The following is a 24667-nucleotide window of genomic DNA, read 5'->3' as shown; positions in this document are numbered from 1 at the left end:
GGGGTGCCTCCCTGACATTGCCGCAACGCTGCGGCGAGGTGGGAGGGAGTCAACCCGTACCGGTCACTTGTCGTCAAGAAGTAAATCCAAGGTCGAAAGGATCCAAACCCTTTCGTTATCTTTGTGAAGGCTAAACGGACACCAGTGACGGATGGGAACACTCAGGCCCGGGTGGTCGAACCCTGCCCCATACGCCCCAGTGCGCCCGATTCGCCCATCTCGCTCATCACCAACGCCAGTGCCCCCAGCACCTCCGCACGACCACCCAGCGTGCCCGGAACGACCGACAGCTGGCGGGCCGCGCTGGGGATCGCATAGCGCGCCACGGAGTCCCGGATCGGGGAAAGTACCAGCTCACCGGCCTCGGCGAGGTCGCCACCGAGGATCACCCGGCGGGGGTTGAGCAGGTTGCAGAGAGTGGCCACCCCCGTGCCGATCTGCCGACCGGCGTCGGCGATCACCCGACGGCAGCCCAGATCACCCTGCTGGGCGAGCTGGACCACCTTGGAGAGGGTCAGGTCGCCGCCGAGGTTGGCGTTCAAGAGATTGAGCAGGTAGCGCGAGCCGACGAAGGTCTCCAGGCAGCCCCGGTTGCCGCAGCGGCAGACCGGCCCGGCCTCGTCCAGGGTGATGTGCCCGATCTCCCCCGCGGTGCCGCCGGGCCCCCGGTAGATCTGGCCGTTTATCACCAGCCCGGAGCCCACGCCGCTGGCCACCTTGATGTACGCCAGGTCGCTCAGCCCGCGGCCCGCGCCCCACACCAGCTCGCCCAGCGCGCCCAGATTGGCGTCGTTGTCCACGTACACCGGCATGCCGAGCCGGGCGGCCAGCTCACGGCCGGGCGCGATGCCCGTCCAGCCGGGCAGGATCGCGGTGGAACCGAGCGCGCCCGTCTCCACGTCGATCGGCCCCGGCACGCCGAGGCCCACGCCGATCACCTTGTCCGGACGGAACCCTGCCTGCCGCAGCAGCTGGTCGACCAGCGCCTCGGCCCGGTCGAAGCCCTGGGCCGCGGAGACGTCCACGTCGATCGGCTCGCTCTCCTCGGCGAGCACCCGGTGCGCCAGGTTGCCGACCGCGACCCTGAGGTGGGTGTGGCCGAAGTCGATCCCGACCACGATCCCGGCGTCGCCGCTGAGCGAGACGCTGCGCGCCCGGCGCCCGCCCGAGGAGGTGTCGGCGACCACGACGGTGCCGCTCTCCTTGAGCTCCCGGACGATGTTGGACACCGTGGCCGCCGAGAGTCCGGTACTGCGGGCGATCTCCGCCTGCGTCAGCGAGCCGGCCATTCTGACCGCCCGCAGCACCCGTTCGAGATTCGCCCGGTGCAGTGAGGACTGCGATCCCGGTGTGTCCGTCGACATGATTAACCCTCCCAAGGGCGCGTGGACCCGACCGTCCTCGCCCCTTGCCGCGCCATTGCGGCGGAGTCCGTGGCGACACACAGGGTCGGGGGCCACCTCACGGTGTTGGTACCTCAACCATATGTTCACCTTCAACTTCTGAACTCTAAGCTCAGCCAACCCCCGAACGCCGCGTCAAGGCCGAACGGGGATCGTTGCCAAACCTCCGCCAGATGCAGGCCCGACGCTCCCCTTACGCCCACCTGCCACCGCCGCCGAACCTCGCCCCCTTACGATGTCCTCTATCTCACCCGTCCCACCGGCCTCGGACACCTCCGGCCGCGGGCGGGACAAATACAGACATGACGGGGCATCAGATGGCAGGGGACAACCCGACCGCGGGGGCGGACGACGCTTCCGGCGGCGGTCAGGAGTACCGGGGCGTCTCGCTCGGGCGAAAGCCCGGCGGGGTCGATCCGGCGGCGGTGGCGGACCAGATGACACAGCTCGACGGCGCGCCCGTCGTGCCGGCTCAGATGACGCAGCTGGACGGCGCACCCGTGGTGCCGGCCCAGGCCGCGCCGCCCGCGCCCGCGGCGCCGCCCGCATCGACGCCGGCACCGGGCGGCGAGTACGCCTACCAGCCGACCGCGGCGGCCTTCCCCGCCCAGAGCGCCCCGCCGGCCCAGCCGCCCGTGCCGCCCGCCCAGGGGGCCCCGGTCGGCCCGTTCGACCCCTCCGCCCAGGCGTACCCGACCCAGGCCCCGCCGCCGGCCGGCGGCACCTACGGCGGCGGCTACCCGGCGCAGGCGCCCGGCTACGGCTACCCGCAGCAGCCCGGCTTCGACTACCCGGGCCCGGCGGTCACCCCGCCCAAGCAGCGCAACCCGGTCCTGCTCTTCGGTGGGATCATCGGCGGCGTGCTGGCGATCGCCATCGTGATCGGCCTGGTCGTGCTGTTCAAGGGCGACCCCAACAAGCCGGGTGGCAGCACCGGCGGCAGCGGCAACACCGTCGCCAACGCCCCCGCCGGCTCCATGGCGGTCACCTGGAACGCCCCCAAGGCCGCCGGCAACGACTCGACCCGGCTGATCGGCGTCTGGGCCACCGACAAGTACGTGGTCCGCGGTGACAAGGCCGGCATCAGGGCGTACAACCTCAGTGACGGCCAGGAGGCCTGGAGCCTGCTGCCGCCCACCGGGGCCAAGGAGTTCTGCACGATGTCCGTCGCGCCGAACAAGAACAACATCGGCGCGATCTCGCTCAATGTCGGCGACGGCGACTGCGCCACCGTCGCCGCCCTGGACTCCGCCACCGGCAAGCTGCTCTGGAAGGCCGGCAAGCCGGGCGAGCACAAGTCCTTCGACCCCACGCTGTCCGTCACCGACAAGGTGGTCTCGGTCGGCTCCTCCACCCAGATCGGCGCCCTCAACATCAGCGACGGCTCGGTGGCCTGGGAGTACAAGCCCCGGGACAAGAGCTGCACCCTGTACGGGAAGGCCGCCGGGCACGTCGTGGTGGTCAGCGACCGCTGCTACAACGACAGCACGCCCAAGCAGCAGCTCCAGGTGATGGCCGCGGACACCGGCAAGAGCCAGGGCGGGTACACGCTGGAGACCAACCTGGACGGCGTCGACGGGGTGATCTCCGCCGACCCGCTGGTCCTGGACATGTCGGGCGGCTCCGGCTCGGACGGCTACGTGCTGTCCTTCGACTCCACCAGCGGCAAGGCGCTGCCCAAGCTTCCGGTCAAGCAGCCGGGCGCGGACAGCCTGCGCTTCTCCGACGCGACCGAGCCCTTCACCCGCAACACGGTGGTCGGCACCACCCTGTACGTCGAGACCCGCCAGGACAGCAAGCAGTCCATCGCGGCCTTCGACCTGGCCCAGGGCAAGAAGCTCTGGGAGACCAACGGCAGCGCCGACCAGGGCCTGCGCCTGGTCTCCGGCGTCGACGACGACAAGGTCCGGGCGATCGCCATGAACGGCTACGGCAAGGCCCCCACCCTGGTGAGGCTCAGCCCGACCGACGGCGCCGTCACCCAGATCGCGCCGATCAGCCTGCCCAAGGCCAGCATGCTGTCGTTCTCCGACACCGAGATCATCGCCGACGGCTCGGACTGGATGCTCGCCGTCCCCGAGAACCCGATGGACAGCCCGCTCACCAAGCTCGTCAAGAAGTGATCCGACAGAAGTGACCTGACGCAGCAGGGTGGGGGCGGGTCGTAACAGCCCGCCCCCACCCGCGTTTATTACCCCGCAGGCCGCTCCGACCATGGGAGGATGCCAAGCATCCATGCCTGAAGAAGGAGTCCTGCGAGTGCCCGGCACCAACTTGACCCGTGAGGAGGCCCGCACCCGGGCCCAGCTCCTCCACGTGGACGCGTACGACATCGAGCTTGACCTGAGCTCGGCCCGCGAGGGAGGCACCTTCCGGTCCACCACCGTGGTCCGGTTCACCGCCAGCACCCCCGGCGCCGCCACCTTCATCGACCTGGTCGCCCCGGGCGTCAGCGAGATCGTGCTGAACGGTGAGACCCTGCCGGTCGCCAACTTCGCCGACAGCCGGATCACCCTGCCCGAGCTCTTGGACGTCAACGAGCTGCGCGTGGTCGCCGACTGCGCCTACACCAACACCGGTGAGGGCCTGCACCGCTTCGTCGACCCGGTCGACGGCGAGACCTACCTCTACACCCAGTTCGAGGTCCCCGACGCCCGCCGGGTGTTCGCCTCCTTCGAACAGCCCGACCTCAAGGCCTCGTTCACCTTCACCGTGACCGCCCCGAACGGCTGGGTCGTGGTCTCCAACTCCCCCACCCCCACGCCCGAGGGCGAGGGGGACACCCGGGTCTGGAAGTTCGAGCCCACCGGCCGGATCTCCAGCTACATCACCGCGCTGATCGCCGGCCCGTACGTCGGCGTGTTCGACAGCTACGAGAACGGCTCGCAGAAGGTGCCGCTGGGCGTCTACTGCCGCCCGTCGCTGCGTGAGTTCCTGGACGCCGACGCCGTCTTCGAGGTCACCAAGCAGGGGTTCGACTACTTCCAGGAGAAGTTCGACTACGCCTACCCCTTCCCGAAGTACGACCAGCTCTTCGTCCCGGAGTTCAACGCCGGCGCGATGGAGAACGCGGGCGCCGTCACCCTGCGCGACCAGTACGTGTTCCGCTCCAAGGTGACGGACGCCGCGTACGAGGCGCGCGCCGCGACCATCCTGCACGAGCTGGCCCACATGTGGTTCGGCGACCTGGTCACCATGGAGTGGTGGAACGACCTCTGGCTGAACGAGTCCTTCGCGACCTTCGCCGAGGCCGTCTGCCAGGCCGAGGCGCCCGGCTCCAAGTGGCCCAACTCCTGGACCACCTTCGCCAACCAGATGAAGACCTGGGCGTACCGGCAGGACCAGCTGCCCTCCACCCACCCGATCATGGCGGAGATCAACGACCTGGAGGACGTCCAGGTCAACTTCGACGGCATCACCTACGCCAAGGGCGCCTCGGTGCTCAAGCAGCTGGTGGCGTACGTCGGCCAGGACGCCTTCTTCCAGGGCGTCCAGGCGTACTTCAAGCGCCACGCCTGGGGCAACACCCGCCTGGGCGACCTGCTCGGAGCCCTGGAGGAGGCCAGCGGCCGCGACCTCAAGACCTGGTCCAAGGCCTGGCTGGAGACGGCCGGCATCAACATCCTGCGCCCCGAGCTCACCGTCGCCGCGGACGGCACCATCGAGTCGCTGACGGTGCTCCAGGAGGCCCCCGCGCTGCCCGCCGGCGCCAAGGGCGAGGCCGTGCTGCGCCCGCACCGGATCGCCATCGGCGCGTACGAGCTCCAGGACGGCAAGCTGGTGCGCACCGAGCGGATCGAGCTGGACGTCGACGGCGAGCGCACCCGCGTCCCCGCGCTGGAGGGCCGCAAGCGGCCGACCGTGCTGCTGCTCAACGACGACGACCTCTCCTACGCCAAGGTCCGCCTGGACGAGGCCTCACTGGCCGCCGTCACCGAGCACCTGGGCGCCTTCACCGACGCGCTGCCGCGCGCCCTGTGCTGGGCCTCCGCCTGGGACATGACCCGCGACGGCGAGCTGGCCACCCGCGACTACCTGGCGCTGGCGCTCTCCGGCCTGACCCGGGAGTCCGACATCGGCGTCGTCCAGTCGGTACAGCGCCAGGTCAAGGCCGCACTCGACCTCTACACCGACCCCGCCTGGCGTGAGGAGGGCCTCGGCCGCTGGGCCGCCGCAGCCGAGGAGCGGCTGCGCGCCGCCGAGCCCGGCAGCGACCACCAGCTCGCCTGGGCCCGCACGCTGGCCTCCGTCGCCCGGACGGACACTCAGCTCGGCCTGCTCGCCGGCCTGCTGGACGGCTCGGTCGAGCTCAAGGGCCTGGCCGTGGACACCGAGCTGCGCTGGACGCTGCTCGCCCGCCTGGCCGCCACCGGCCGCGCGGACGACCAGGCCATCGCCGCGGAGCTGGATCGCGACAAGACCGCCGCCGGCGAGGAGCACGCCGCCAGCTGCCGCGCCGCCCGCCCGACGGCCGAGGCCAAGGCCGAGGCCTGGGCGTCGGTGGTGGAGTCCGACAAGCTCACCAACTACGTCCAGGAGGCGGTGATCTCCGGCTTCGTCCAGTCCGACCAGCGGGAGCTGCTCGCCCCCTTCACCGCGAAGTACTTCGCGGCCGTCAAGGGCATCTACGAGACCCGCAGCCACGAGATCTCGCAGCAGATCATCGGCGGGCTCTACCCGGCGCTCCAGGTCGAGCAGGCCACCCTGGACGCCACCGACGCCTGGCTGGCCTCGGCCGAGCCGGCCCCGGCGCTGCGCCGGCAGGTCGTCGAGGCCCGCGCGGGCGTCGAGCGGGCGCTGAAGGCGCAGACCGCCGACCGCGCGGCCGGCGCGCGGGCGCTGGGGCACTGACGCCGCGGCGGCCGACGCCGCGGCGCTGAAGCGCGGTCGAAGGGGCGGGCTCCTGCGGGAGTCCGCCCCTTCGGCGTGCGGCCGTCCTGCTCCGATCGAGTGGCAGGACTCAAGCTCCGGATCTCCACAGACGAAGGATCAGGTGATCGTACTTACGGGGCTGCCCCTGCCCCGGACGGCCACCCCCTCGTCCCGAACGGAGCCTCACATGCGACTGTCCGCGCGCCGCACGTCCGCCGCTCTCCTCCTGATCGTCCCGCTCGCCGCCGCGCCGGCCGCCGCGGCCACCGGCAGCCCGTCACCCCAGCGGGCCAGCCCGGCCCCCCTGCACAGATCGGCGAACGCCGTACCCGGCCAGTACATCGTCACCCTGAAGAAGGACGTCGACCCCGCCGCCACCGCGCAGCAGGCGCTACCGGGCGTCGAGCCGCTCTTCACCTACTCGTCCGTGCTGAACGGCTTCGCGGCCCAGCTCACCCCGGACCAGCTGACCGCGGTGCGGAACCTGCCCGACGTCGAGGCCGTCGAGGAGGACGGCGTGGCCTCCGCCACCCCGGCCACCGAGACCGCGCCCACCACCGCCCGGGGCCGGCGGGTGGCCGCGGCCAGCTGGGGCCTGGACCGGATCGACCAGCCGTACCTGCCGCTGAACCAGCAGTTCAACGTCGCCGGCACCGGCAAGGGCGCCACGGTCTACGTGGTCGACACCGGCATCGACTACGCGCACAGCGAGTTCGGCGGCCGGGCCGCCTTCGGGTACGACGCGATGAGCGACGGACGCAAGGGCGCGGACTGCAACGGGCACGGCACCCACGTCGCGGGCACGGTGGGCGGCGCCAACTACGGCGTGGCGCGCGAGGCGTCCCTGGTCAGCGTCCGGGTGCTGGGCTGTGACGGCAGGGGCACCTGGTCCGGGATCATCGCCGGTCTCGACTGGGTCGGGCAGAACGCCAAGGCGGGCTCCGTGCTCAACGGCTCGCTCGGCGGCTCGAAGAACCTGGCCGTGAACGCGGCGGCCAACGCGGTGTCGGACAAGGGCGTCGTGCCCGCGATCGCGGCCGGCAACGACGCCGTCGACGCCTGCGGCGTCTCCCCCGCCAGCGCCGAGCGCGTGGTGACCGTCGGTGCGACCGACAGGTTCGACCAGGAGACCGACTTCAGCAACTACGGCACCTGCCTGCGGCTCTACGCCCCGGGCAAGGCCATCGTCTCGGCGAAGCTCGGCGGCGGCGGCACCGCCCTGGACGGCACCTCGATGGCCAGCCCGCACGTGGCCGGCGTCGCGGCGCTCTATAAGGCCAAGAACCCGAACGCCAGCTCCGAGCAGGTCGCCACCTGGCTCGCCGAGCAGGCCACCAAGGACGTCCTCAAGGTCTCCAAGGGCTCGCCCAACCTGCTGCTCCACACCGGCGGCCTCTAACCACCGGCGCACACACCGCTGCCCCGCCGGCCTTCGTGGCCGGCGGGGCAGCGGTGTGAGGCGACGGGCCCGCAGGCCCCTAGCTCTTCTTGTCCTTGCCGATCCACGACGGCAGCATGACCAGGCCGGCGATGATCAGGAACGAGGCGACCGGGATCCCGACGTAGAGACCGAGCGTCTGGGCGACGGTCAGGCCGGGGCCCGGGTCGTCGCCGTCGTCACTGATCAGGGCCATGGCGGGCGACGTCATCAGCATCATCAGCGTGGCCGCTGCGGTGACCGCACCAGCGCGCAAAGCGTTCCTCTTGTCCACGTTTCCCAAGGTACCGGCCCCTTAGCTGCCGCCGCGCGCCGGGGTCGGCCTTTCGGGCCGGTCCGCGGGCCGCTCCGTCTCCCGCCCCGCCGCCCGCCCGGCCGGCAGCCCCGCCGAGAGGTCCGCCAGCAGCCCGGCCAGCCGTGCGGCGCCCGGGGCGGCGGCGACCTGGTCCAGGGTGACGGGTTCGCCGGTGCCGTCCGCCACCGGCAGCCGCCAGTTCGGGTACTGGTCCCAGGTGCCCGGCAGGTTCTGCGGGCGCGGGTCACCGACCGTGTCGGGCAGCCAGACGCCGACCAGCTCGGCCGGGGTCGCCAGCAGGAAGCGGTGCAGCGCCCGCTCGTCCAGCGGCTCGCCCGGCGCCAGCAGGCCCAGCCTGGCCAGCTCGGCGCGCCAGTCGGCCAGCTCGGCGGCGGCCTCCGCCTGCTCCTCGCCCAGTGCCCGGGCCAGCAGGCCGAGCCGGTGGCGCAGCTCGACGTGCTCACCGGTCAGCCGGGCGGCCGTGCTGGGCAGGTCGTGGGTGGTGAGGGTGGCCAGGCACCGGGCCCGCCAGCGCTCGGGCGGCAGGATCTCGCCCTTCGCCTGCCAGTCCCGCTCGAACCAGAGCACCGAGGTGCCGAGGATCCCCCGGGCGGCCAGCTCCTCGCGCACCCCGGGCTCGACGGTGCCGAGATCCTCACCGATCACCACCGTGCCCGCCCGGTGCGCCTCCAGTGCCAGCACCCCGAGCATCGCCTCCGCGTCGTAGCGCACGTACGCGCCTTCGGTGGGCGGGTGGCCGGCCGGCACCCACCAGAGCCGGAACAGGCCCATCACGTGGTCGATCCGGATCGCCCCGGCGTGCCGCGCGGCCGAACGCAGCAGTTCGGCGTACGGCGCGTAGCCGGCGACGGCGAGGGCGTCGGGGCGCCAGGGTGGCAGGCCCCAGTCCTGGCCGTGGGCGTTGAAGGCGTCGGGCGGGGCGCCGACGGCGATGCCGGTGGCGAGGACGTCCTGGAGTGCCCAGGCGTCGGCGCCGTGCGGGTGGGCGCCGACGGCGAGGTCGTGGATCAGGCCGACGGGCATGCCCGCCCGCTCGGCGGCGAGCTGGGCCTGCCCGAGCTGCTCGTCCACCTGCCAGGCCAGCCAGCGGTGGAACTCGATCCGCTCCGCCAGGTCGGCCTTGGCGCCGGCGACATGCGGGCTGTCGGGGCGGCGCAGGCCCTTGGGCCAGCTGTGCCAGTCGCTGCCGTGCTGCTCGGCCAGCGCCGACCAGACGGCGTGCCGCTCCAGCCAGGCGCCCTCGCGGCGCACGTACGCCCGGTACACGGCCTCGCGCCCCGGTCCGCGCGGGACGAGGTGCAGCACCTTCAGCGCCTCGCGCTTGAGCGCCCAGACGGCGTCCCGGTCGATCAGGCCGTCGTGGTGCAGCACCTCCTCGCGCAGCAGGGCCGCCCGGCGGGCGCACTCCTGCACCCGCTCACGCTGCTCCGGCGCGAGGTAGGCGTACTCGGGGACGGCCTCGATCCGCAGGTGCACCGGGTCGGCGAAGCGGCGCGAGGAGGGACGGTAGGGGGAAGGGTCCGAGGGCACTCCGGGCAGCCCGGCGTGCAGCGGGTTGATCTGGACGAAGCCCGCCCCGAGCTCGGCGCCCGCCCACTGGGCCAGCTCGGCGAGGTCCCCGAGGTCGCCCATCCCCCAGGATCGTTCGGACAGCACGGAGTACAGCTGCGCGAGGAAGCCCCAGCTGCGGCCCTGGAGACCGGGCAGCCGGGCGGGCGCGACGATCAGCGGGGCCTCGGCCGAACGCTCACCGGCCGTCACCCGCAGCCGGTGGCGGCCCAGCGGCAGGTCCGCGGGCAGCCAGTGCGAGCGGGCCGGCGCCAGCTCCCAGACGCCCCCGTCCTCCAGCTCCACGCTCAGGCGGGCGTCGCCCGGGATGTCCAGCGCCGTGCGCCGCCCGGCCCGGACCACCACGCACGGGGGCAGCAACCGCGCCGCCGTCTCGGCCCGGTGACGCTCCAGCGACGCCCGGACGGCCTGCGGCGTCGTGGCGTCCACCCCGAGCGCGGCGAGCACCGCGACCAGTGTGTGCGCGCCCACCGGGACGGGCCCGCTGCCGGGGTCGTAGCTGCTGTCCACCCCGTGCGCGTGCGCCAGCGCCACCAACTCCGGTGGCGGCGGCGGGGCGTCCTGCGCCGGCACCTGCCGGCTGCCTGCTTCATCACGGTCCAGGTATGCGGCCACTCGCGGCTCCTGCGCTCTCGACGACGCCCAACGCGACAGCCACAGTCCTACCCGCGCCCGCCACCCCCGACCCCGCACGACACGACCCCACCACCCCGGTGCCCCGGTACGGGTGAAGCACCCGCATCCGGGACGACGGGCTCCCGGCCGCTCACGACGGCGCACAGAACGCCCAAGCCGCCCCCGAGCACGAACTCGGGGGCGGCTTCTACGGGTGAGCGCCGGCGACTACCACGGTGGGCAAGGCAGGCCCGCCTTCTGTCTGGGCTCTAGGAACTCCTCCCGGAAGATCTCCGTGGAAGCCCTGAGCAGAGGGATCTCGACCTCCGGACCGAGGGTGCTCAGGCAAGCCGAGTGAGCGTAAAGCCTGAACTCCAGAAGGCGCTCGCCACGCACGCCGTCGATCGTCTCGACGACTTCCATGGCGTCAAAGTCGTTGTAGTCACTCAAGATGATCAGAGCAGCGAACGTGCGGCCTTGAACAGAGAAAGATCTCATAGCCACCCAGGTCCAGGAGTACTTCCCCGAGAGCCGGCAGTACAACAGCACGTCGTACAACCAGGACAAGCCGGCCGCCGGCTACTGCGGGTACATCAACTCGGCCAACCCGTGCCCGGAGACGGGCCGCACCCGAGCGTACTTCCAGGTCGGCATCAACTCCCAGATCTGGAACACCACCGTTCTCGGTGCGAAGCTGTACGCCAACATCGTCTCGTCCTCCAGCCCGTCGACCTCCACGCCGATGGGCCTGTACTGGACGGGGACCTCGGCCAACCCGGACATCAACACGTGGACCCGGTGGAACGCCCAGCCCTGTGGCACCGGCTCCACCATGCAGGGCTGCGCCAAGATCGGCGGCAACTGGGTCGCGGGCACCGGTGGCATCGAGTACGACGTCACAAGCCAGATGCGCGACGCGGCGTCCGGGCACTGGGGTTCCTTCACCTTCGGCTTCGCCCCTGACGACGAGCAGAACAAGTACTACCGCCAGCGGTTCGCCAACAACCCGCACGTCGTGGTGACCTACGACATCGCCCCGGGCACCTGGTGGCCGCGCGCCAACCCCGCTCCTGCCTTCGCCAGGGACGGCTCGTACAACCCCTGTTCCACGCCCGGCACCACCAATCCGTGGGACAACCCCGGCTGGATCGGCGTCAACACCGACATCACCCTGACCGCGCGGACCAACTCGCCGACCGGCGAGCAACTCTGGACCACCTTCAAGCTCTGGGACGACGACAACGGTGGCCAGTCGCAGTACTTCCAGCCCGGCTGGGGCAGCAGCTCCGGTGATGTCACGGCCAGCGTCGGTCCCCTGATCGACGGTCACCAGTACGGCTGGACGGCCAGCACCAGCGACGGCACCCTCGGCAGCCCGTCCACCGAGATGTGCTTCCTGCGCATCGACCGGACCCCGCCGACCGCCCGGGTCACCTCGGCGGACTTCCCTGAGTCCGGCACCCTCGGGGGCCACCCGAAGTTCGAGAACGAGGAGGGGACCTTCACCCTCACCGGCACCGACCCGGCGCCGGCCACCGGTGGCCGTTCCTCCGGCCTCGCCTGCGCCCGCTGGACCACCGACCCGATCCAGGCGGCGGCCACCGGCTGGCACTGCACCGACACCGACAGCCACATCGTCCGGATCGACAACGGATCCGTGGACGTGAAGATCGCACCGGCGCACTGGGGCACCAACTTCCTCTTCCTGCAGACCCAGGACAACGCCGGGAACATGTCCCAGCCGGTCTCCTACAGCTACTACGCGCCGTCCAACCCCAACGGCCCGAAGCCGATCCTCGGTGACATCACCGGCGACAGGAAGTCGGACATCCTGCTTCCCGACGGCTCTGGCAACCTGCGGCTGATCGGCGGCGGCAGCGACCCGTACACGGCGCCCAACGCCCGGATCTCGTCGGCGCCCGGGGGGAACGGCTGGAGCAACGTCCAGATCACCCACCGCGGTTCGCTGAGCGAGGCGACGGTCGACGACCTGGTCGCCCACCAGCGGCTGGCCGACGGCACGTACGCGCCGGAGCTCTACCTGTACGTCAACGACCGCAACGGACGCTTCGACAGCCAGGCCGCGGTCTCCGTCGACAAGCCGGCGAGCTGTCTGAAGTCCGACTTCACCGAGATCAGCTGCGCCGACTACGGCTACCGCGACGCCGACTGGTCCAAGGTCAGCCAGATCGCCGCCCTCGGCTCGTACTCCGGTGACTCGGCCATCAAGACCGGCGCCGGGACCTACGGGCTTCCCCGCACCTCGCTGCTCTTCATCGAGAACGGCAGGCTCTGGCTGGGCACCTCGACCAGCCCGAAGAAGCTCGACGGTCCCGCCGTCCTGCTGTCCGGCAACGACCAGCTCTGGAACTCCTACGACCTGATCACCCCCGGCCCGACGAAGGGCACCGATCAGCCGAGCGTCTGGGCCCGCTCGAAGCAGGACGGCAGCGTGCACGCCTTCGCGATCACGGGCACCGCCACCGCACCCGACCTGTCCGGCTTCACCGATCCGACCAAGGGCTCGATCGCGGGCGGCGTGGACCCCCGGCTCTACCCCACCGTCGGTTCCGTCGGTGACACCACCGGCGACGGCGTGCCCGACCTGTGGGGCGTCGACTCCGGCAGCCAGCTCGTGTCCTGGACCGGTATCGGGACCAAGGCGCCCGAGGGCACCGCGACCGGAGCGACCGTCACGGGACTCGCGGCTCAGCCGGCCCTGCTGAGCAACCTCAACCGGCCCACCGCCTCCTGGCTGGCCGCCCCGGACGGCGGCAACACCGTCGCCGACGACCAGGGCCGGTTCGCCGGCACCGCCTCCGGTGTCAGCTGGACCTCGGACTCCCCCGGCGGCAAGGCAGCCACCGTGGCCACGTTCTCCCCGGGTAGCGGCTCCGTCATCACCATGAACAACCCGGTGATCGACACCCGGAAGAGCTTCACCATCTCGACGTGGGTCAAGACGGGTGCCGCCGGCGGTGTGGTCGCCAGCCAGCAGGGCAACCGGGGCAGCGACTTCATCCTCTACAACGACGGCGGCGGCAAGGCCTGGCGCTTCGCGCTGAGCTACGCCGACGACGACGGCTGGTCATACCAGTACACCGACCTCATCAACCCGAACTCCGCCTCCCGGGTGGGTGTCTGGACCCAGGTCACCGCCTCCTACAACGCGCTCAGCGGGTTGATGGCCCTGTATGTCGACGGCATTCTCGCCGGCACGGGCTACCACACCGCCGCCCAGAGCAGCGCCCCCACACACGCCTTCGAACTGGGCCGCTACCGGTACCAGGGCGCCGCGTCCTCGTCGTTCGACGGCAGCGTGAGCGCCACCACCGTCTATCCGTTCGCGGTCTCCCCGACCGCGAACGGCACCACCGGGACCATCGCCTCGGGCGTGAACCAAGGGATGTGTGTCGACGACAACGGCTTCGGCACCGCCGACGGCACCGCGATCCAGCTCTGGGCCTGCCACGGCGACACGTCGCAGCAGTTCTCGCTGGCGGGAGACGGCACCGTCCGGGTCCTCGGCGGCTGCCTCACAGCGCAGAACTCGGGCACCGGCAACGGGACGCCGACGGAGTACCACTCCTGCAACGGCAGCACGTCCCAGATGTGGGTTCCGACCGCCGCCGGCTGGATCTACAACCCGGCTTCGGGGCGCTGTCTCGACCTGCCCGGCTGGAACGCGACCAACGGCAACCGGCTCCAGCTGTGGGACTGCCACTCCGGCGCTTCCCAGCAGTGGATCATCCCGAATCTGCGGACCGCCCCCATCCCGGCACCGGTCAGGTGACGCGCTCCGCGCACTGAGCAGTTCCTCCTGGTGATCCGGGGCCCGTCGCGTGAATCATTCGCGGCGGGCCCCGTGCCGTGCTCCGCGGTACGGGAACCGCACAGCGGTTGACGGCGTGTTGGCGGGTGGGAGTCAACCTCTCGGCCAAAGACCAACAAATGGGGCATTCACGCCACCGGCGTTGACACCGGAAGTCCCAGCTGGTGGGCTTTGGCGGCGATGTGGCATCGCGGGTGGCGGGGCGCGGTACCCCGGTCTGTCGCAGCTCGTGGAGACACCCGCGCGTCCGGCCCGTTGACCTGGGCAACCATCCGCGAGGAGGCCCTGTGCAAGCCCGTGTTTCCGTAGCCGCCGGCCGACGGCTCAGGCAGCAGTTGGAGCAGAGCCCGGCACTGCGCGAGGTGCTCCAGCACCCGGCGGCGCTCACCGCCCGGCGTGCCACCGCCCGGACGGCGCGTCAGCTGGCGCCCCGTACCGCCGACCGGCTGATAGCGGACCTCAAGGGCACCGAGCCGCTGCTGCCGTCGGTGCGGGCCGAGCGGCTGGCGCCGCCGGCGCCCCGGCGCCGGACGCTGCAGATCGCGGCGACGCTGTCGGCGGCCGCCGTGGTCGGCGGGCTGCTGGTGAGCTCTCCCTCGTACGCGACCGGGGCACCGGCCGCCGACGTGGTGAGCAGCGCGCCGCAGACGCCGCTGGGCAGTGTCAGCAACCCGCAGGTGTTCCCGCGGCCGCAGGAGCAGACCGTGGCCGGGCGGCCGGTGACGGTGCCCGCCGCGGTGACCCTGGTGGTCGCGCCGAAGGCGGACATCGGCGCCGTGGACGCCGTGCGCGAGGTGCTGGCCGTCGCCGGCGCCACCGACGTCGTCCCCGCGCCGCAGGCCACCGCTCCGGCCGCCGGCTCGCTGGTGGTGTACATCGGCGGGCCCGGCGAGGACGCGGACGCCTCCTTCGACCAGACGCTGCGCGACCTCACCGTCGCCGCGGGCGGCAAGGCCGAGGCGGCGCCGTCGCCGAGCGGGCTGAAGGCCGGCGGGTACGTGCTGTCGGCCGGCCAGCTGCCCGCGCAGGGCGGCGGGACGTACGGCGCGGTGGTGCTCGCGGGCGTGGACCCGGCCGGCACCTACTACGCGGCGCAGAGCATGCGCCAGCTGCTGGCCGCCGTCCCGGCCGGCCAGGGGCAGACGGCGCAGCCGGTGCCGGAGCAGAACGCGGGGAGCCTGGGCCTGCCCGGCATCACCCTGCGCGACTGGCCCTCCGGCGCACCGGTGCGCGGCACCGCCGAGGCCTTCTACGGCACCCCGTGGACCCAGCAGCAGCGGCTCGACCAGCTGGACTTCCTCGGCAGCACCAAGCAGAACCTCTACCTCTACGCGCCGGGTGACGACGCGTACCGCCTCTCCCGCTGGCGGGAGGCCTACCCCGCCGCGAGGGCCGCCGACCTGCGCGCGCTCGGCGACCGGGCCCGGGAGAACCACATCACGCTGGGCTACGCGATCGACCCGGGCCAGTCCTTCTGCTTCAGCTCCGACAAGGACGCGGACGCGCTGGTCGCCAAGCTGGACGGGCTCCGGGCGCTGGGCTTCGGCGCCTTCCAGCTCCAGTTCCTGGACGTCTCCTACGACGAGTGGCACTGCGACGGCGACAGGAAGGTGTACGGCAGCGGCCCGGCCGCCGCCGCCAAGGCGCAGGCCGAACTGGCCGCCAAGGTGCAGCAGCGGCTGATCGCCAAGCACCCGGGCCTGGCGCCGCTGACCGTCGTCCCGACCGAGTACCACCAGCAGGGCTCCACGCCGTACCGCAAGGCGCTGGCCGCCGCGCTGCCGACGTCCGTGCAGGTGGCATGGAGTGGGGTCGGGGTGATCCCGGAGAAGATCACGGGGGCTCAGACCGCCGACACCGGCGCGCTGTACGGGCACCCGCTGGTCACCATGGACAACTACCCGGTCAACGACTCCACCCCGGACCGGCTCTACCTCGGCGCCTACGCCGGCCGTGACCCGGAGGTCGCGACCCGCTCCGCCGTGCTGCTGACCGGCGCCATGCAGCAGCCGGTCGCCTCCCGGGTCGCGCTCGCCACGGCCGGTGACTTCGGCTGGAACCCGGCCGGCTACCGGCCGGAGGAGTCCTGGCAGGCCGCGCTGCGCTCGCTGGCGGGCCCGACCGCGGGCTCGGCGGCCGGCCCGGACGCCGCACTCGCCGCCGTCACCGCGCTGGCCGGCAACAGCTCCTCCTCCCCGCTGGCCAAGCAGGAGTCCGGCTATCTGGCCCCGCTGCTGGACAGGTTCTGGGCCGCGGTCGAGCCGACCTCGGGCAGCGCGCCCGACGTCGCCAGGCTGGTGGAGGCAGCGGCGCCGCTGCGCGAGGCGTTCGCGGCGATGGCGGCGGCCTCGCAGACCCTGTCGGCGAACCGGGCGACCTCCTCGCTGGCCACCGAGACGGCGCCCTGGCTGGCGCCGCTGCGCGAGTACGGCCTGGCCGGGCAGTCCGCGATCGACATGCTGCTCGCCCAGCGCGGCGGCGACGGCGCGGCCGCGTGGAAGGCCCGGATCGAGCTGGGCAAGCTGCGCGAGCAGGTCGGGCAGAGCCCGGCGACGGTCGGCGCGGGCGTGCTCGGCCCGTTCCTGGAGCGCGCGGTGCGCACCGCCGACGGCTGGGCCGGGGTGAACGTCGTCGGCGTCACGCCCACCAGCACGCTGGGCACCGCCAACGACCACCTGCCCGCGCTGATGACCGACGGCGCGGCCGAGACCTTCTACTGGAGCTCGGCCCCGCCGCAGCCCGGCGATGCGGTGGGCCTGGACCTCGGCGCGGGCCGCGCGGTGGGCACCGTGACGGTCCTGATGGGCTCCTGGGGCAACGGCCCCGACAGTGCCAGCGCGGCGGACGACTTCATCCGCGACGGCGTGCTGGAGTACTCCACCGGCGAGGGCGGCTGGAGGGAACTGGCCAAGGTCAGGAACCAGAAGACGATCTCGGCCCAGGTGCCCGCCGGCACCGTGGTGCGCGCGGTCCGGCTGCGCGTCACCTCGGCGCAGAAGACCGCGGTCGCGGTGCGGGAGTTCACCGTCTCGGCGCCCGACGACGCCCCGGCCAGCATCTCCGGCGGCCCCGCGCCCGCGCCCGGTTCCTCGGCCGACGCCGTCCTGGACGGCAGCCCCGACCACCCCTACCGTGCCGCCAAGGCGCCTGCCGCAGGCGACGAACCGATGACCGTCGAGCTCGGCGCGGCCCGGCCGCTGGACCGGCTGACGGTGCTGACCGACCCGAACGTCCGGGCCAGCGCCGCCGTCCAGGTCCGCCGCCAGGACGGCGGCTGGGCCGACATCGGCACCGTCCAGCCCGGCTACAACGAGCTGCCCGCGGGCGGCCTGCCCGCCGACGCGATCCGGCTGGCCTGGAAGCCCGGAGGGGAGCCGCCGGTCGTCAACCAGGTGATCCCCTGGTACGCGGACACCCCGGTGGCCAGGCTGACGATGTCCGACACCACACTGGACGCGGTTGCCGGTGCCACCGTCCCGGCGCAGGTCAAGGCGATAGTCGAGGCGGTCAGGCCGGATGGCGCCAACGGCGAGCTGAAGACCGAGGTCCCCGCGGTCGCCAAGGGCCTGACCGTCACCCCGACCGCCCCCGTCACCGTGCCGCGCGGCGGCCGGGTGGGCATACCGCTGCTGGTCACCGCCTCCGCCGAGACCCCCACCGGGACGTACGAGGTGCCGGTGACGCTCACCGTGGGCGGCGCGAGCCTGCGCCAGGTGGTCCAGGTGCACGTGGTGCCGCCCACCGGCGGCGCCGACCTCACCGCGGGCGCCACCGCGAGCTCCTCCGCCGACGAGACGCCGGCCTTCCCGGCCAAGGCGGTCGCCGACGGCGACCCGAAGAGCCGCTGGTCCTCCCCGGCGGTGGACGGCGCCTGGGTGCAGCTGGAGCTGCCGCAGGCCACCCGCCTCGGCGCGGCGGTGCTCCACTGGCAGAGCGCGTACGCCTCCTCCTACCGGCTGCAGACCTCGGCGGACGGGGTGACCTGGACGACGGTGGCCACCGTGGACGACGGCAAGGGCGGCACCGAGACGGTGCGCTTCGACGCGCCGGGGGCGAAGTTCCTGCGGATGCAGGGCGTCTCCCGGGCGACCAAGTTCGGGTACTCGCTCTACGGCATCGAGACGTACGCCGTCACCGCGGCGCCCGCACCTCCCGGCCAGGGCGGTCAGGGCGGTGCGGGCGCGACCTCGCCCTCGGGCCAGCCGACGCCCCCCGCGGCGCCGGCGCCCACGCCCGGCAGCACCGCGCCCGCGGCGCCCGCCGCGTCCGCGCCCGCCGCGCCGCAGCCGCCGCACTGACCGGCGGCAGACGGCGGGCCGCCGGCGCTCCCGCTACGGGGTGCGCCGGCGGCCCATGAGGCGTACCGGGATATGACGGGCAAGCCCTTGTGGAGTCTGGTCAGGCGGAGAGCGGTTCCGGGTGCTCACCGCGGCGGACGGGGGCGGGGTGGACGGCGTGCGTCCGTACCGGCGGGGCCTGGTGGTTGCCCAGGACGTCGGTATGGTCATGGTGCTCGTACTCGCCCCACTGCGGGTTACGCAGCAGGTCGGTGCCACCGTACGGCTCCAGGTAGGGCCGCCAGCGCGGATCCCTGATCCCGGTGCCGATGATGCGCCAGGCCAGGCCGCTGGGCGGCGCGGGCGGGCGCTTCATCCGCCAGCCGAGCTCGGTCAGGTGGCGGTCGGCCTTGGTGTGATTGCAGCGACGGCAGGCCGCGACCACGTTGTCCCACCGGTGCTGGCCGCCCCGGCTGCGCGGAATGACGTGGTCGACGCTGGTCGCGGCGGCCCCGCAGTAGACGCAGCGCCCGTGGTCGCGGGCGAACAGGGCGCGGCGGGTGAGCGGGACGGGCCCGCAGAAGGGAACCCGGACGAAGCGGGTCAGGCGGACGACGGACGGCGCCGGAAGGGCGCTGGTGGCGCTGTGCAGAGTGACTCCCGAGTCCTCCAGGCTGACGGCCTTGTGGTTGAGGACCAGGATGAGTGCGCGGCGCATCGATACGACGCCGAGCGGCTCGTAGGACGCGTTGAGGACCAGGACATGCGGCACGGATGCCTCCTTGGACGCCTGCGGCGCGTGGCTCGCGCCGGGACGAGCGGTTCGACCACGCAGCGGGTGCGTGATCTCCCCCAGTGTCGCCTTACGCCTTTGTACGGCGCCACCACTCCTGTGTAACGGACCTGACGTGACTTCCGGGTGTGGGGTCTGTCATACCCGATATGCCCAGGCGATGGCCGTAATGCACACGTCGGGACGGGTTCATGGCCAGGTCGGCCCATCGCGTGCCGCCCGTCGCCTGGTCGGAGCAGCAGTCCCGGGGGCCTGACGAGGTGTCCGGAGGGGTCCGCGAGGGCCGCTACGCTGGTCCGGACGGTCCGCAGGCCACGGGCGACCACCTCCCGGGGCGCCGGCGGGCTCCGCCACGCTCCCTGCAGGAAGGTCCCGCACGTGTCCCGGTCCGCTGCCTCCGGTCTCCTAGCCGACGCCTCCCCCGCGGTGACGCCAGGCCCGACGACGGCCCCGGGGTCGGGTTCGCTGCCCTCGCTCGACCTCCGGATCCCCACCAGCACGGACGAGGTCACCTCCACCACCAAGGAGGCCGCGACCTGGCTGGACGCGCACTGGCAGGACTGGGTCGCGGGCGGCGTGCGGATCATCTTCATCGTGGTGCTGGCCCTGGTGCTGCGGGCCGCCGTCCGCAAGCTGATCACGCAGTTGATAGCGCGGATGAGCAAGCCGGCCGAGAGCGAGGCGGCGGAGCCGGGCCGGCTCGGCGGGCTGCTGGCGAACAGCGGGGTGGTCAACACCGAGCGGCGCCAGCAGCGCTCGGAGGCGATCGGCTCGGTGCTGCGCAGCGTGGCCTCGTTCACCATTCTGGGGACGGCGGCGCTGATGGTGCTGTCAGCCCTCGGGGTGAATCTCGCCCCGCTGCTGGCCAGCGCCGGTGTCGCCGGTGTGGCGATCGGTTTCGGCGCACGCAATCTGGTGACGGACTTCCTCTCCGGGGTCTTCATGATCATGGAGGACCAGTACGGCGTCGGGGACGAGATCGACACCGGTGTGGCCACCGGCACGGTGCTGGAGGTGGGCCTTCGGGTGACCAAGCTGCGCGGCGCAGGCGGCGAGATCTGGTACATCCGCAACGGCGAGGTGAAGCGGATCGCCAACATGAGCCAGGGCTGGTCGACGGCCTCGGTGGACGTCCAGATCGGCTACAAGGAGGACCTGGAGCGGGTCGAGGCGCTGATCCACGAGACGGCGCAGGCCCTGGCCAAGGAGGCGCCGTTCGACGAGCTGGTCTGGGCACCGGTGACGGTGCTCGGCATGGAGTCGGTGGCGGCCGACTCGGTGGTGCTGCGGATCGAGGCGCGGACGGCCCCGGGCAAGGCGTCGCTGGTCGGCCGCACGCTGCGGCAGCGACTGAAGGCGGCCTTCGACCTCTCGGGCATCAAGCTCAAGGAAGAGGCACTGCCGACGGTGGCGGCCGTCCCGGTGTCGGCGCTGCTGGACATCGCTCCCCCGTCGGTGCTGGCCGATCCCACCTCGGCGCGCTCGCTGGCGACGCCGATACCGGCTCAGGGCGCCGCCGGCGAGGACGCCGGCGCCACGACCAGGATCCTCTGACCCCGGCGCTGCGCCCGGTCCGAGGCTCCCGCAGGCCCCCGAGGCCCCGCTCTCCCGTGGTGGAGGGCGGGGCCTCGTGCTGTCCGGCCGAGCCCTCGCGGCTGCTCTCCGGTAACGCTTCGGCATCCACCGGCGGGCTCGCCATTGACACCCTCCGGAGGCTGGTTCTACCGTCCTTCCCAGTGACTGGAAAGTTTCCTAACAGTTCACGAGGACACTCCCCGGGCATCGCCCGGGGCACCGGAGAGGGGAGGATCGACGCCGTGACCGACAACACCACCGCCCGTACGCCCCTCGCCGGCACCCCGAGCCTGCTACGCGCCATCAACGACCGCGCGGCCCTCGAACTCCTGCTGGAGAACGGCCCGCTCTCCCGCACCCAGATCGGCACCCTCACCGGCCTCTCCAAGCCCACCGCCTCCCAGCTGCTGGCCCGGCTGGAGGCGGCCGGCCTGGTCCTGCCGGTCGGCACCACCGCGGGCGGGCCCGGCCCCAACGCGCAGCTGTACCAGGTCAACCCGGCCGCCGGGTACGTCGCCGGGCTGGACGTCACCACCAGCGAGGTCCGGGTCGCGGTCGCCGACATCACCGGGCAGTTCCTGGCCGAGCACCGCGCCCCCACCAAGGGCTGGCCGGCCGCCGCGACCGTCGGCAAGGTCGCCGGGACGGTCGCCGAGACCCTGACGCAGGCCGGCCTGCCCGCCGGCGCGCTGCGCGAGGTCGTGATCGGCGTCGGCGGCGCGCCCGACCCCGTCACCGGCAAGCTGCGCTACGCCTCCCACCTGCCCGGCTGGCACTCCCCGGGCCTGCTCCGCGAGCTCTCCACCGCGCTGGACGCCCCCGTCAGCATCGAGAACGACGTCAACCTGGCGGCCGTCGCCGAGCAGTCCTCGGGTGCGGCACAGGGCTGCGAGGACTTCGTACTGCTCTGGGCGGGGGACGGCATCGGCGCCGCGATCGTGATCGCGGGCCGCCTCCACCGGGGCTTCACCGGCGGCGCCGGGGAGGTCGGCTACATGCCGGTGCCCGGCGTGCCGGTGATCCAGGACGTCCGCCGGAAGAACTCCGGCGGGTTCCAGCGGCTCACCGGCGCTCCGGCGGTCCGGCTGCTGGCCCGGGAGTACGGGCTCACCGCACCCTCCGCCGAGGAGGTGATCGCACTGGCCCTGGCGACCCCCGGCGCCGGCGACGACTTCCTCACCGCGCTGGCCGGCCGCCTGGCCGTCGGCCTGGCCGTGATCGTCGCCGTGGTCGACCCGCAGCTGGTGGTCGTCTCCGGCGGCATCCCGACCGCTGGCGGCGAACGGCTGCGCGCGCTGATCGAGGAGGAGCTGGCCCGGATCTCGATCGCCCGGCCGGAGGTCCGCAGCAGCGCGCTGCCCGGCTCACCCGTTCTGCACGGCGCGCTGCGCCGCGCGCTGGCCGCCGCGCGCGAGGCGGTCTTCTCCACCCACTGACCCTGACCCCCGAACCCTCACCGCCGAACCCTCATCAGCCGCCCCGACCCGCCCCGACGACAGCCGTGCCGGCCGGCTCCGCTCCCTGCACAACCTTCTCCCCCAGCCCCCAACGCGGGCCACGAGGCGATGACGCCTGCCCGCGTACCCCCAGGAGGACCTCGAAGTGCACGCCACCACCTCCCGCAGAGGCCGCCGCACGATCGCCGCCTTCACCGGCAGCGCCGTTCTCGCCCTGCTCGCCACCGCCTGCACCGGCACCAACGACGCCGGCGGCGCCGACGATTCGGCCGGCGGCAAGGACGTCACCATCACCTTCTGGCACGGTTGGAGCCAGGACAGCGAGACCAAGGCGATCAACGACAACGTCGCCGCCTTCGAGAAGGCCCACCCGAACATCCACGTCAAGACCGTCGGCAACATCGCCGACGACAAGATCAACCAGTCGCTGCGGGCCGGTGGCGACGACGCCCCCGACGTGGTCTCCTCTTTCACCACCAACAACGTCGGCCTGTTCTGCTCCTCCAAGGTCTTCACCGACCTGAACCCGCTGCTGCAGAAGGACGGGATCGACCCGGCCAGGACCTTCCCGGCGCCGATGCTCAAGTACACGCGGTTCCAGGGCAACCAGTGCTCGCTGCCGCTGCTCGGCGACGCCTTCGGGCTGTACTACAACAAGAAGGCCTTCGCCGCGGCCGGCATCACCGCCCCGCCGAAGACGCTCGGCGAGTTCGCCGAGGACGCCGCCAAGCTGACCGTCGCCGACGGCGAGGGCTACAAGCAGCTGGGCTTCATGCCCAATTACCACGGCTACGAGTCCACCACCGAGCACTTCCTCGGCCAGTTCGGCCCGGGCTACTTCGGCCCGGACGGCAAGTCCTCCATCGCCTCCGACCAGGCCGTCGCCTCGATGCTCAGCTGGCAGAAGGGCCTGGTGGACAAGCTGGGCGGCTTCGACAAGCTGGAGAAGTACCGGGCCGGCTTCGGCGACGAGTTCAGCGCCAAGAACCCCTTCCACACCGGCCAGGTGGCGATGGCGATCGACGGCGAGTGGCGGACGGCCTCGCTCGCCGAGGACAAGCCGGACTTCGAGTGGGCCACCGCGCCGTTCCCGGTGCCGGACGACCAGGCGGCCACCTACGGGCGCGGCTACCAGACCGGCACCGTCGTCGGCATCGCGCGCAGCAGCAAGAAGCAGACCGCCGCCTGGGAGCTGGTCAAGTACCTGACCACGAACACCGACGCGCTGGTGAGCTTCGCCAACGCGATCCACAACGTGCCCAGCACCTTCGCCGCACTGGAGTCGCCGAAGCTGGACGCCGACGCCAACTTCAAGACCTTCCTGGAGATCGCCAAGAACCCCGCCTCCGGCACCACGCCCGCCAGCGTCAACGGCGGCGCGTACCTCGTGTCGCTGCAGAACCTGGGCTACGACTACGAGTCCGGCAAGCAGACCGATCTGGCGGCCGGCCTCGCGGCCACCGCCAAGGAGATCGACGCCGCCATCGCGCAGGCGAAGTAGCGGCAGGCGGAGCACAGATGGCAATCACGTTCGGCTCCCGCACCCCGGGCAGCGGACCGACCGACCCGGCGGCGCTCTCCTCGCAGCACGCACTGCGCGGGAAGCGCCGCCGGGAGGCGGCCCGCAACCTGGCCTTCCTCTCCCCCTGGCTGATCGGCTTCGGCGTCTTCTTCGCCTACCCGCTGATCTCCACCGTCTACTTCTCCTTCATGAAGTACGACGGCTTCTCGGCCCCCGTCTTCACCGGCCTGAGGAACTGGGACTACGTCCTCAACCACTACCCGTTCTTCTGGCAGGGGCTGCGCAACACCCTCTGGCTGGTCGCGGTGATGGTCACCCTTCGGGTGGTCTTCGGGCTCGGCATCGGCCTGCTGATCACCAAGGTGAAGACCGGCGCGGGCTTCTTCCGGACCGCGTTCTACCTGCCGTTCCTGGCCCCGCCGGTGGCGGCCACGGTGGCCTTCGCCTTCCTGCTCAACCCCGGCACCGGGCCGGTCGACCACCTGCTGGGCGGGCTCGGCCTGCCGCAGCCCGGCTGGTTCACCGATCCCGGCTGGTCGAAGCCGGCCCTGACGATGCTCGCCATGTGGGGTATCGGCGACCTGATGGTGATCTTCATGGCCGCCCTGCTGGACGTCCCCAAGGAGCAGTACGAGGCCGCCGAGCTGGACGGCGCGAGCGCCCTCCAGCGGTTCCGCTTCGTCACCCTCCCGAACATCTCGCCGATCGTGATGTTCGCGGTGGTCACCGGGGTGATCCAGACCATGCAGTACTACACCCAGGCGATCGTCGCGGGGAAGGTCGCCAGCGGCATCATCGGCGGCTCCGGCCAGCCGTTCGAACCCGGGTACCCGCAGGGCTCCACCTGGACGCTGCCGCAGATGGTCTACAACCTCGGCTTCCAGCGCTTCGACACCGGCTCGGCGTGTGTGATCGCCGTGATCCTGTTCGCGATCTCGATGGCCTTCACCTCGATCCTCCTGCGCCGCAGGTCCGGCTTCCTGGCGAATGAGGACTGA

At 72.3% G+C, this 24667-nt stretch carries 14 protein-coding genes and 1 pseudogene; 9 read left to right on the top strand and 6 right to left on the bottom strand.

What is annotated here, in order from left to right; translation table 11 throughout:
• Positions 1–161 precede the first annotated feature (161 nt).
• Positions 162–1364, bottom strand: a complete 1203-nt coding sequence (locus ACIBH3_RS11190; protein ID WP_396311662.1) for an ROK family protein — start codon at positions 1362–1364, stop codon at positions 162–164.
• Between the two features lie 341 nt (positions 1365–1705).
• Here ACIBH3_RS11190 and ACIBH3_RS11185 point away from each other — a divergent pair, with 341 nt between their 5' ends.
• From ACIBH3_RS11185 to ACIBH3_RS11175, 3 genes are all read left to right on the top strand, one after another.
• Positions 1706–3526 (top strand): PQQ-binding-like beta-propeller repeat protein, encoded by a 1821-nt coding sequence (locus ACIBH3_RS11185; protein WP_396311661.1) that lies wholly within the window; start codon positions 1706–1708, stop codon positions 3524–3526.
• Positions 3527–3662: 136 nt separating this feature from the next.
• Positions 3663–6254: an aminopeptidase N gene (gene pepN, locus ACIBH3_RS11180; protein WP_396311660.1), complete on the top strand. Its 2592-nt coding sequence runs from the start codon at positions 3663–3665 to the stop codon at positions 6252–6254.
• 208 nt (positions 6255–6462) lie between these two features.
• The gene (locus ACIBH3_RS11175; RefSeq protein ID WP_396311659.1) at positions 6463–7674 is read left to right on the top strand and encodes a S8 family peptidase; all 1212 of its coding nucleotides are present in this window, start codon (positions 6463–6465) and stop codon (positions 7672–7674) included.
• Between the two features lie 79 nt (positions 7675–7753).
• Here the strand turns inward: ACIBH3_RS11175 and ACIBH3_RS11170 are convergent, their stop codons facing one another.
• From ACIBH3_RS11170 to ACIBH3_RS11155, 4 genes are all read right to left on the bottom strand, one after another.
• On the bottom strand, positions 7754–7987 hold the full coding sequence (locus ACIBH3_RS11170; protein WP_396311658.1) for a hypothetical protein: 234 nt from the start codon (positions 7985–7987) through the stop codon (positions 7754–7756).
• A gap of 21 nt (positions 7988–8008) precedes the next feature.
• Positions 8009–10171 (bottom strand): 4-alpha-glucanotransferase, encoded by a 2163-nt coding sequence (malQ, locus tag ACIBH3_RS11165; RefSeq protein ID WP_396311842.1) that lies wholly within the window; start codon positions 10169–10171, stop codon positions 8009–8011.
• Between the two features lie 270 nt (positions 10172–10441).
• Positions 10442–10771: a hypothetical protein gene (locus ACIBH3_RS11160; protein WP_396311657.1), complete on the bottom strand. Its 330-nt coding sequence runs from the start codon at positions 10769–10771 to the stop codon at positions 10442–10444.
• Between the two features lie 21 nt (positions 10772–10792).
• Entirely contained in the window at positions 10793–10951 is a 159-nt protein-coding gene (locus ACIBH3_RS11155; RefSeq protein WP_396311656.1) for a hypothetical protein, read from the bottom strand.
• Positions 10952–10955: 4 nt separating this feature from the next.
• On the opposite strand from ACIBH3_RS11155, the gene ACIBH3_RS11150 reads away from it, so the two are divergent.
• Both ACIBH3_RS11150 and ACIBH3_RS11145 read left to right on the top strand, forming a co-directional pair.
• The gene (locus ACIBH3_RS11150; protein WP_396311655.1) at positions 10956–14006 is read left to right on the top strand and encodes a ricin-type beta-trefoil lectin domain protein; all 3051 of its coding nucleotides are present in this window, start codon (positions 10956–10958) and stop codon (positions 14004–14006) included.
• Positions 14007–14332: 326 nt separating this feature from the next.
• Positions 14333–18343 carry a beta-N-acetylglucosaminidase domain-containing protein gene (locus tag ACIBH3_RS11145; RefSeq protein WP_396311654.1) on the top strand — a complete coding sequence of 1337 codons (4011 nt, stop codon included), beginning with the start codon at positions 14333–14335 and terminating at the stop codon, positions 18341–18343.
• A gap of 241 nt (positions 18344–18584) precedes the next feature.
• Here ACIBH3_RS11145 and ACIBH3_RS11140 read toward each other — a convergent pair.
• Positions 18585–19094, bottom strand: a pseudogene (locus ACIBH3_RS11140) (HNH endonuclease); the annotation flags it as partial.
• Between the two features lie 399 nt (positions 19095–19493).
• On the opposite strand from ACIBH3_RS11140, the gene ACIBH3_RS11135 reads away from it, so the two are divergent.
• The 4 genes from ACIBH3_RS11135 (at position 19494) to ACIBH3_RS11120 (ending at position 24667) form a co-directional block, all read left to right on the top strand.
• On the top strand, positions 19494–20669 hold the full coding sequence (locus ACIBH3_RS11135; protein ID WP_396311653.1) for a mechanosensitive ion channel family protein: 1176 nt from the start codon (positions 19494–19496) through the stop codon (positions 20667–20669).
• A 263-nt stretch (positions 20670–20932) separates the two neighbouring features.
• On the top strand, positions 20933–22126 hold the full coding sequence (locus ACIBH3_RS11130) for an ROK family protein (RefSeq protein ID WP_396311652.1): 1194 nt from the start codon (positions 20933–20935) through the stop codon (positions 22124–22126).
• Positions 22127–22292: 166 nt separating this feature from the next.
• Positions 22293–23648, top strand: a complete 1356-nt coding sequence (locus ACIBH3_RS11125; RefSeq protein WP_396311651.1) for an ABC transporter substrate-binding protein — start codon at positions 22293–22295, stop codon at positions 23646–23648.
• Positions 23649–23665: 17 nt separating this feature from the next.
• Positions 23666–24667 (top strand): carbohydrate ABC transporter permease, encoded by a 1002-nt coding sequence (locus ACIBH3_RS11120; RefSeq protein ID WP_396311650.1) that lies wholly within the window; start codon positions 23666–23668, stop codon positions 24665–24667.

Source organism: Kitasatospora sp. NPDC050543 (genome assembly GCF_044457565.1).
GTDB lineage: Bacteria > Actinomycetota > Actinomycetes > Streptomycetales > Streptomycetaceae > Kitasatospora.
Note: the sequence above shows the minus strand (reverse complement) of the source record. Positions and strands in the feature narration are given on the sequence as shown.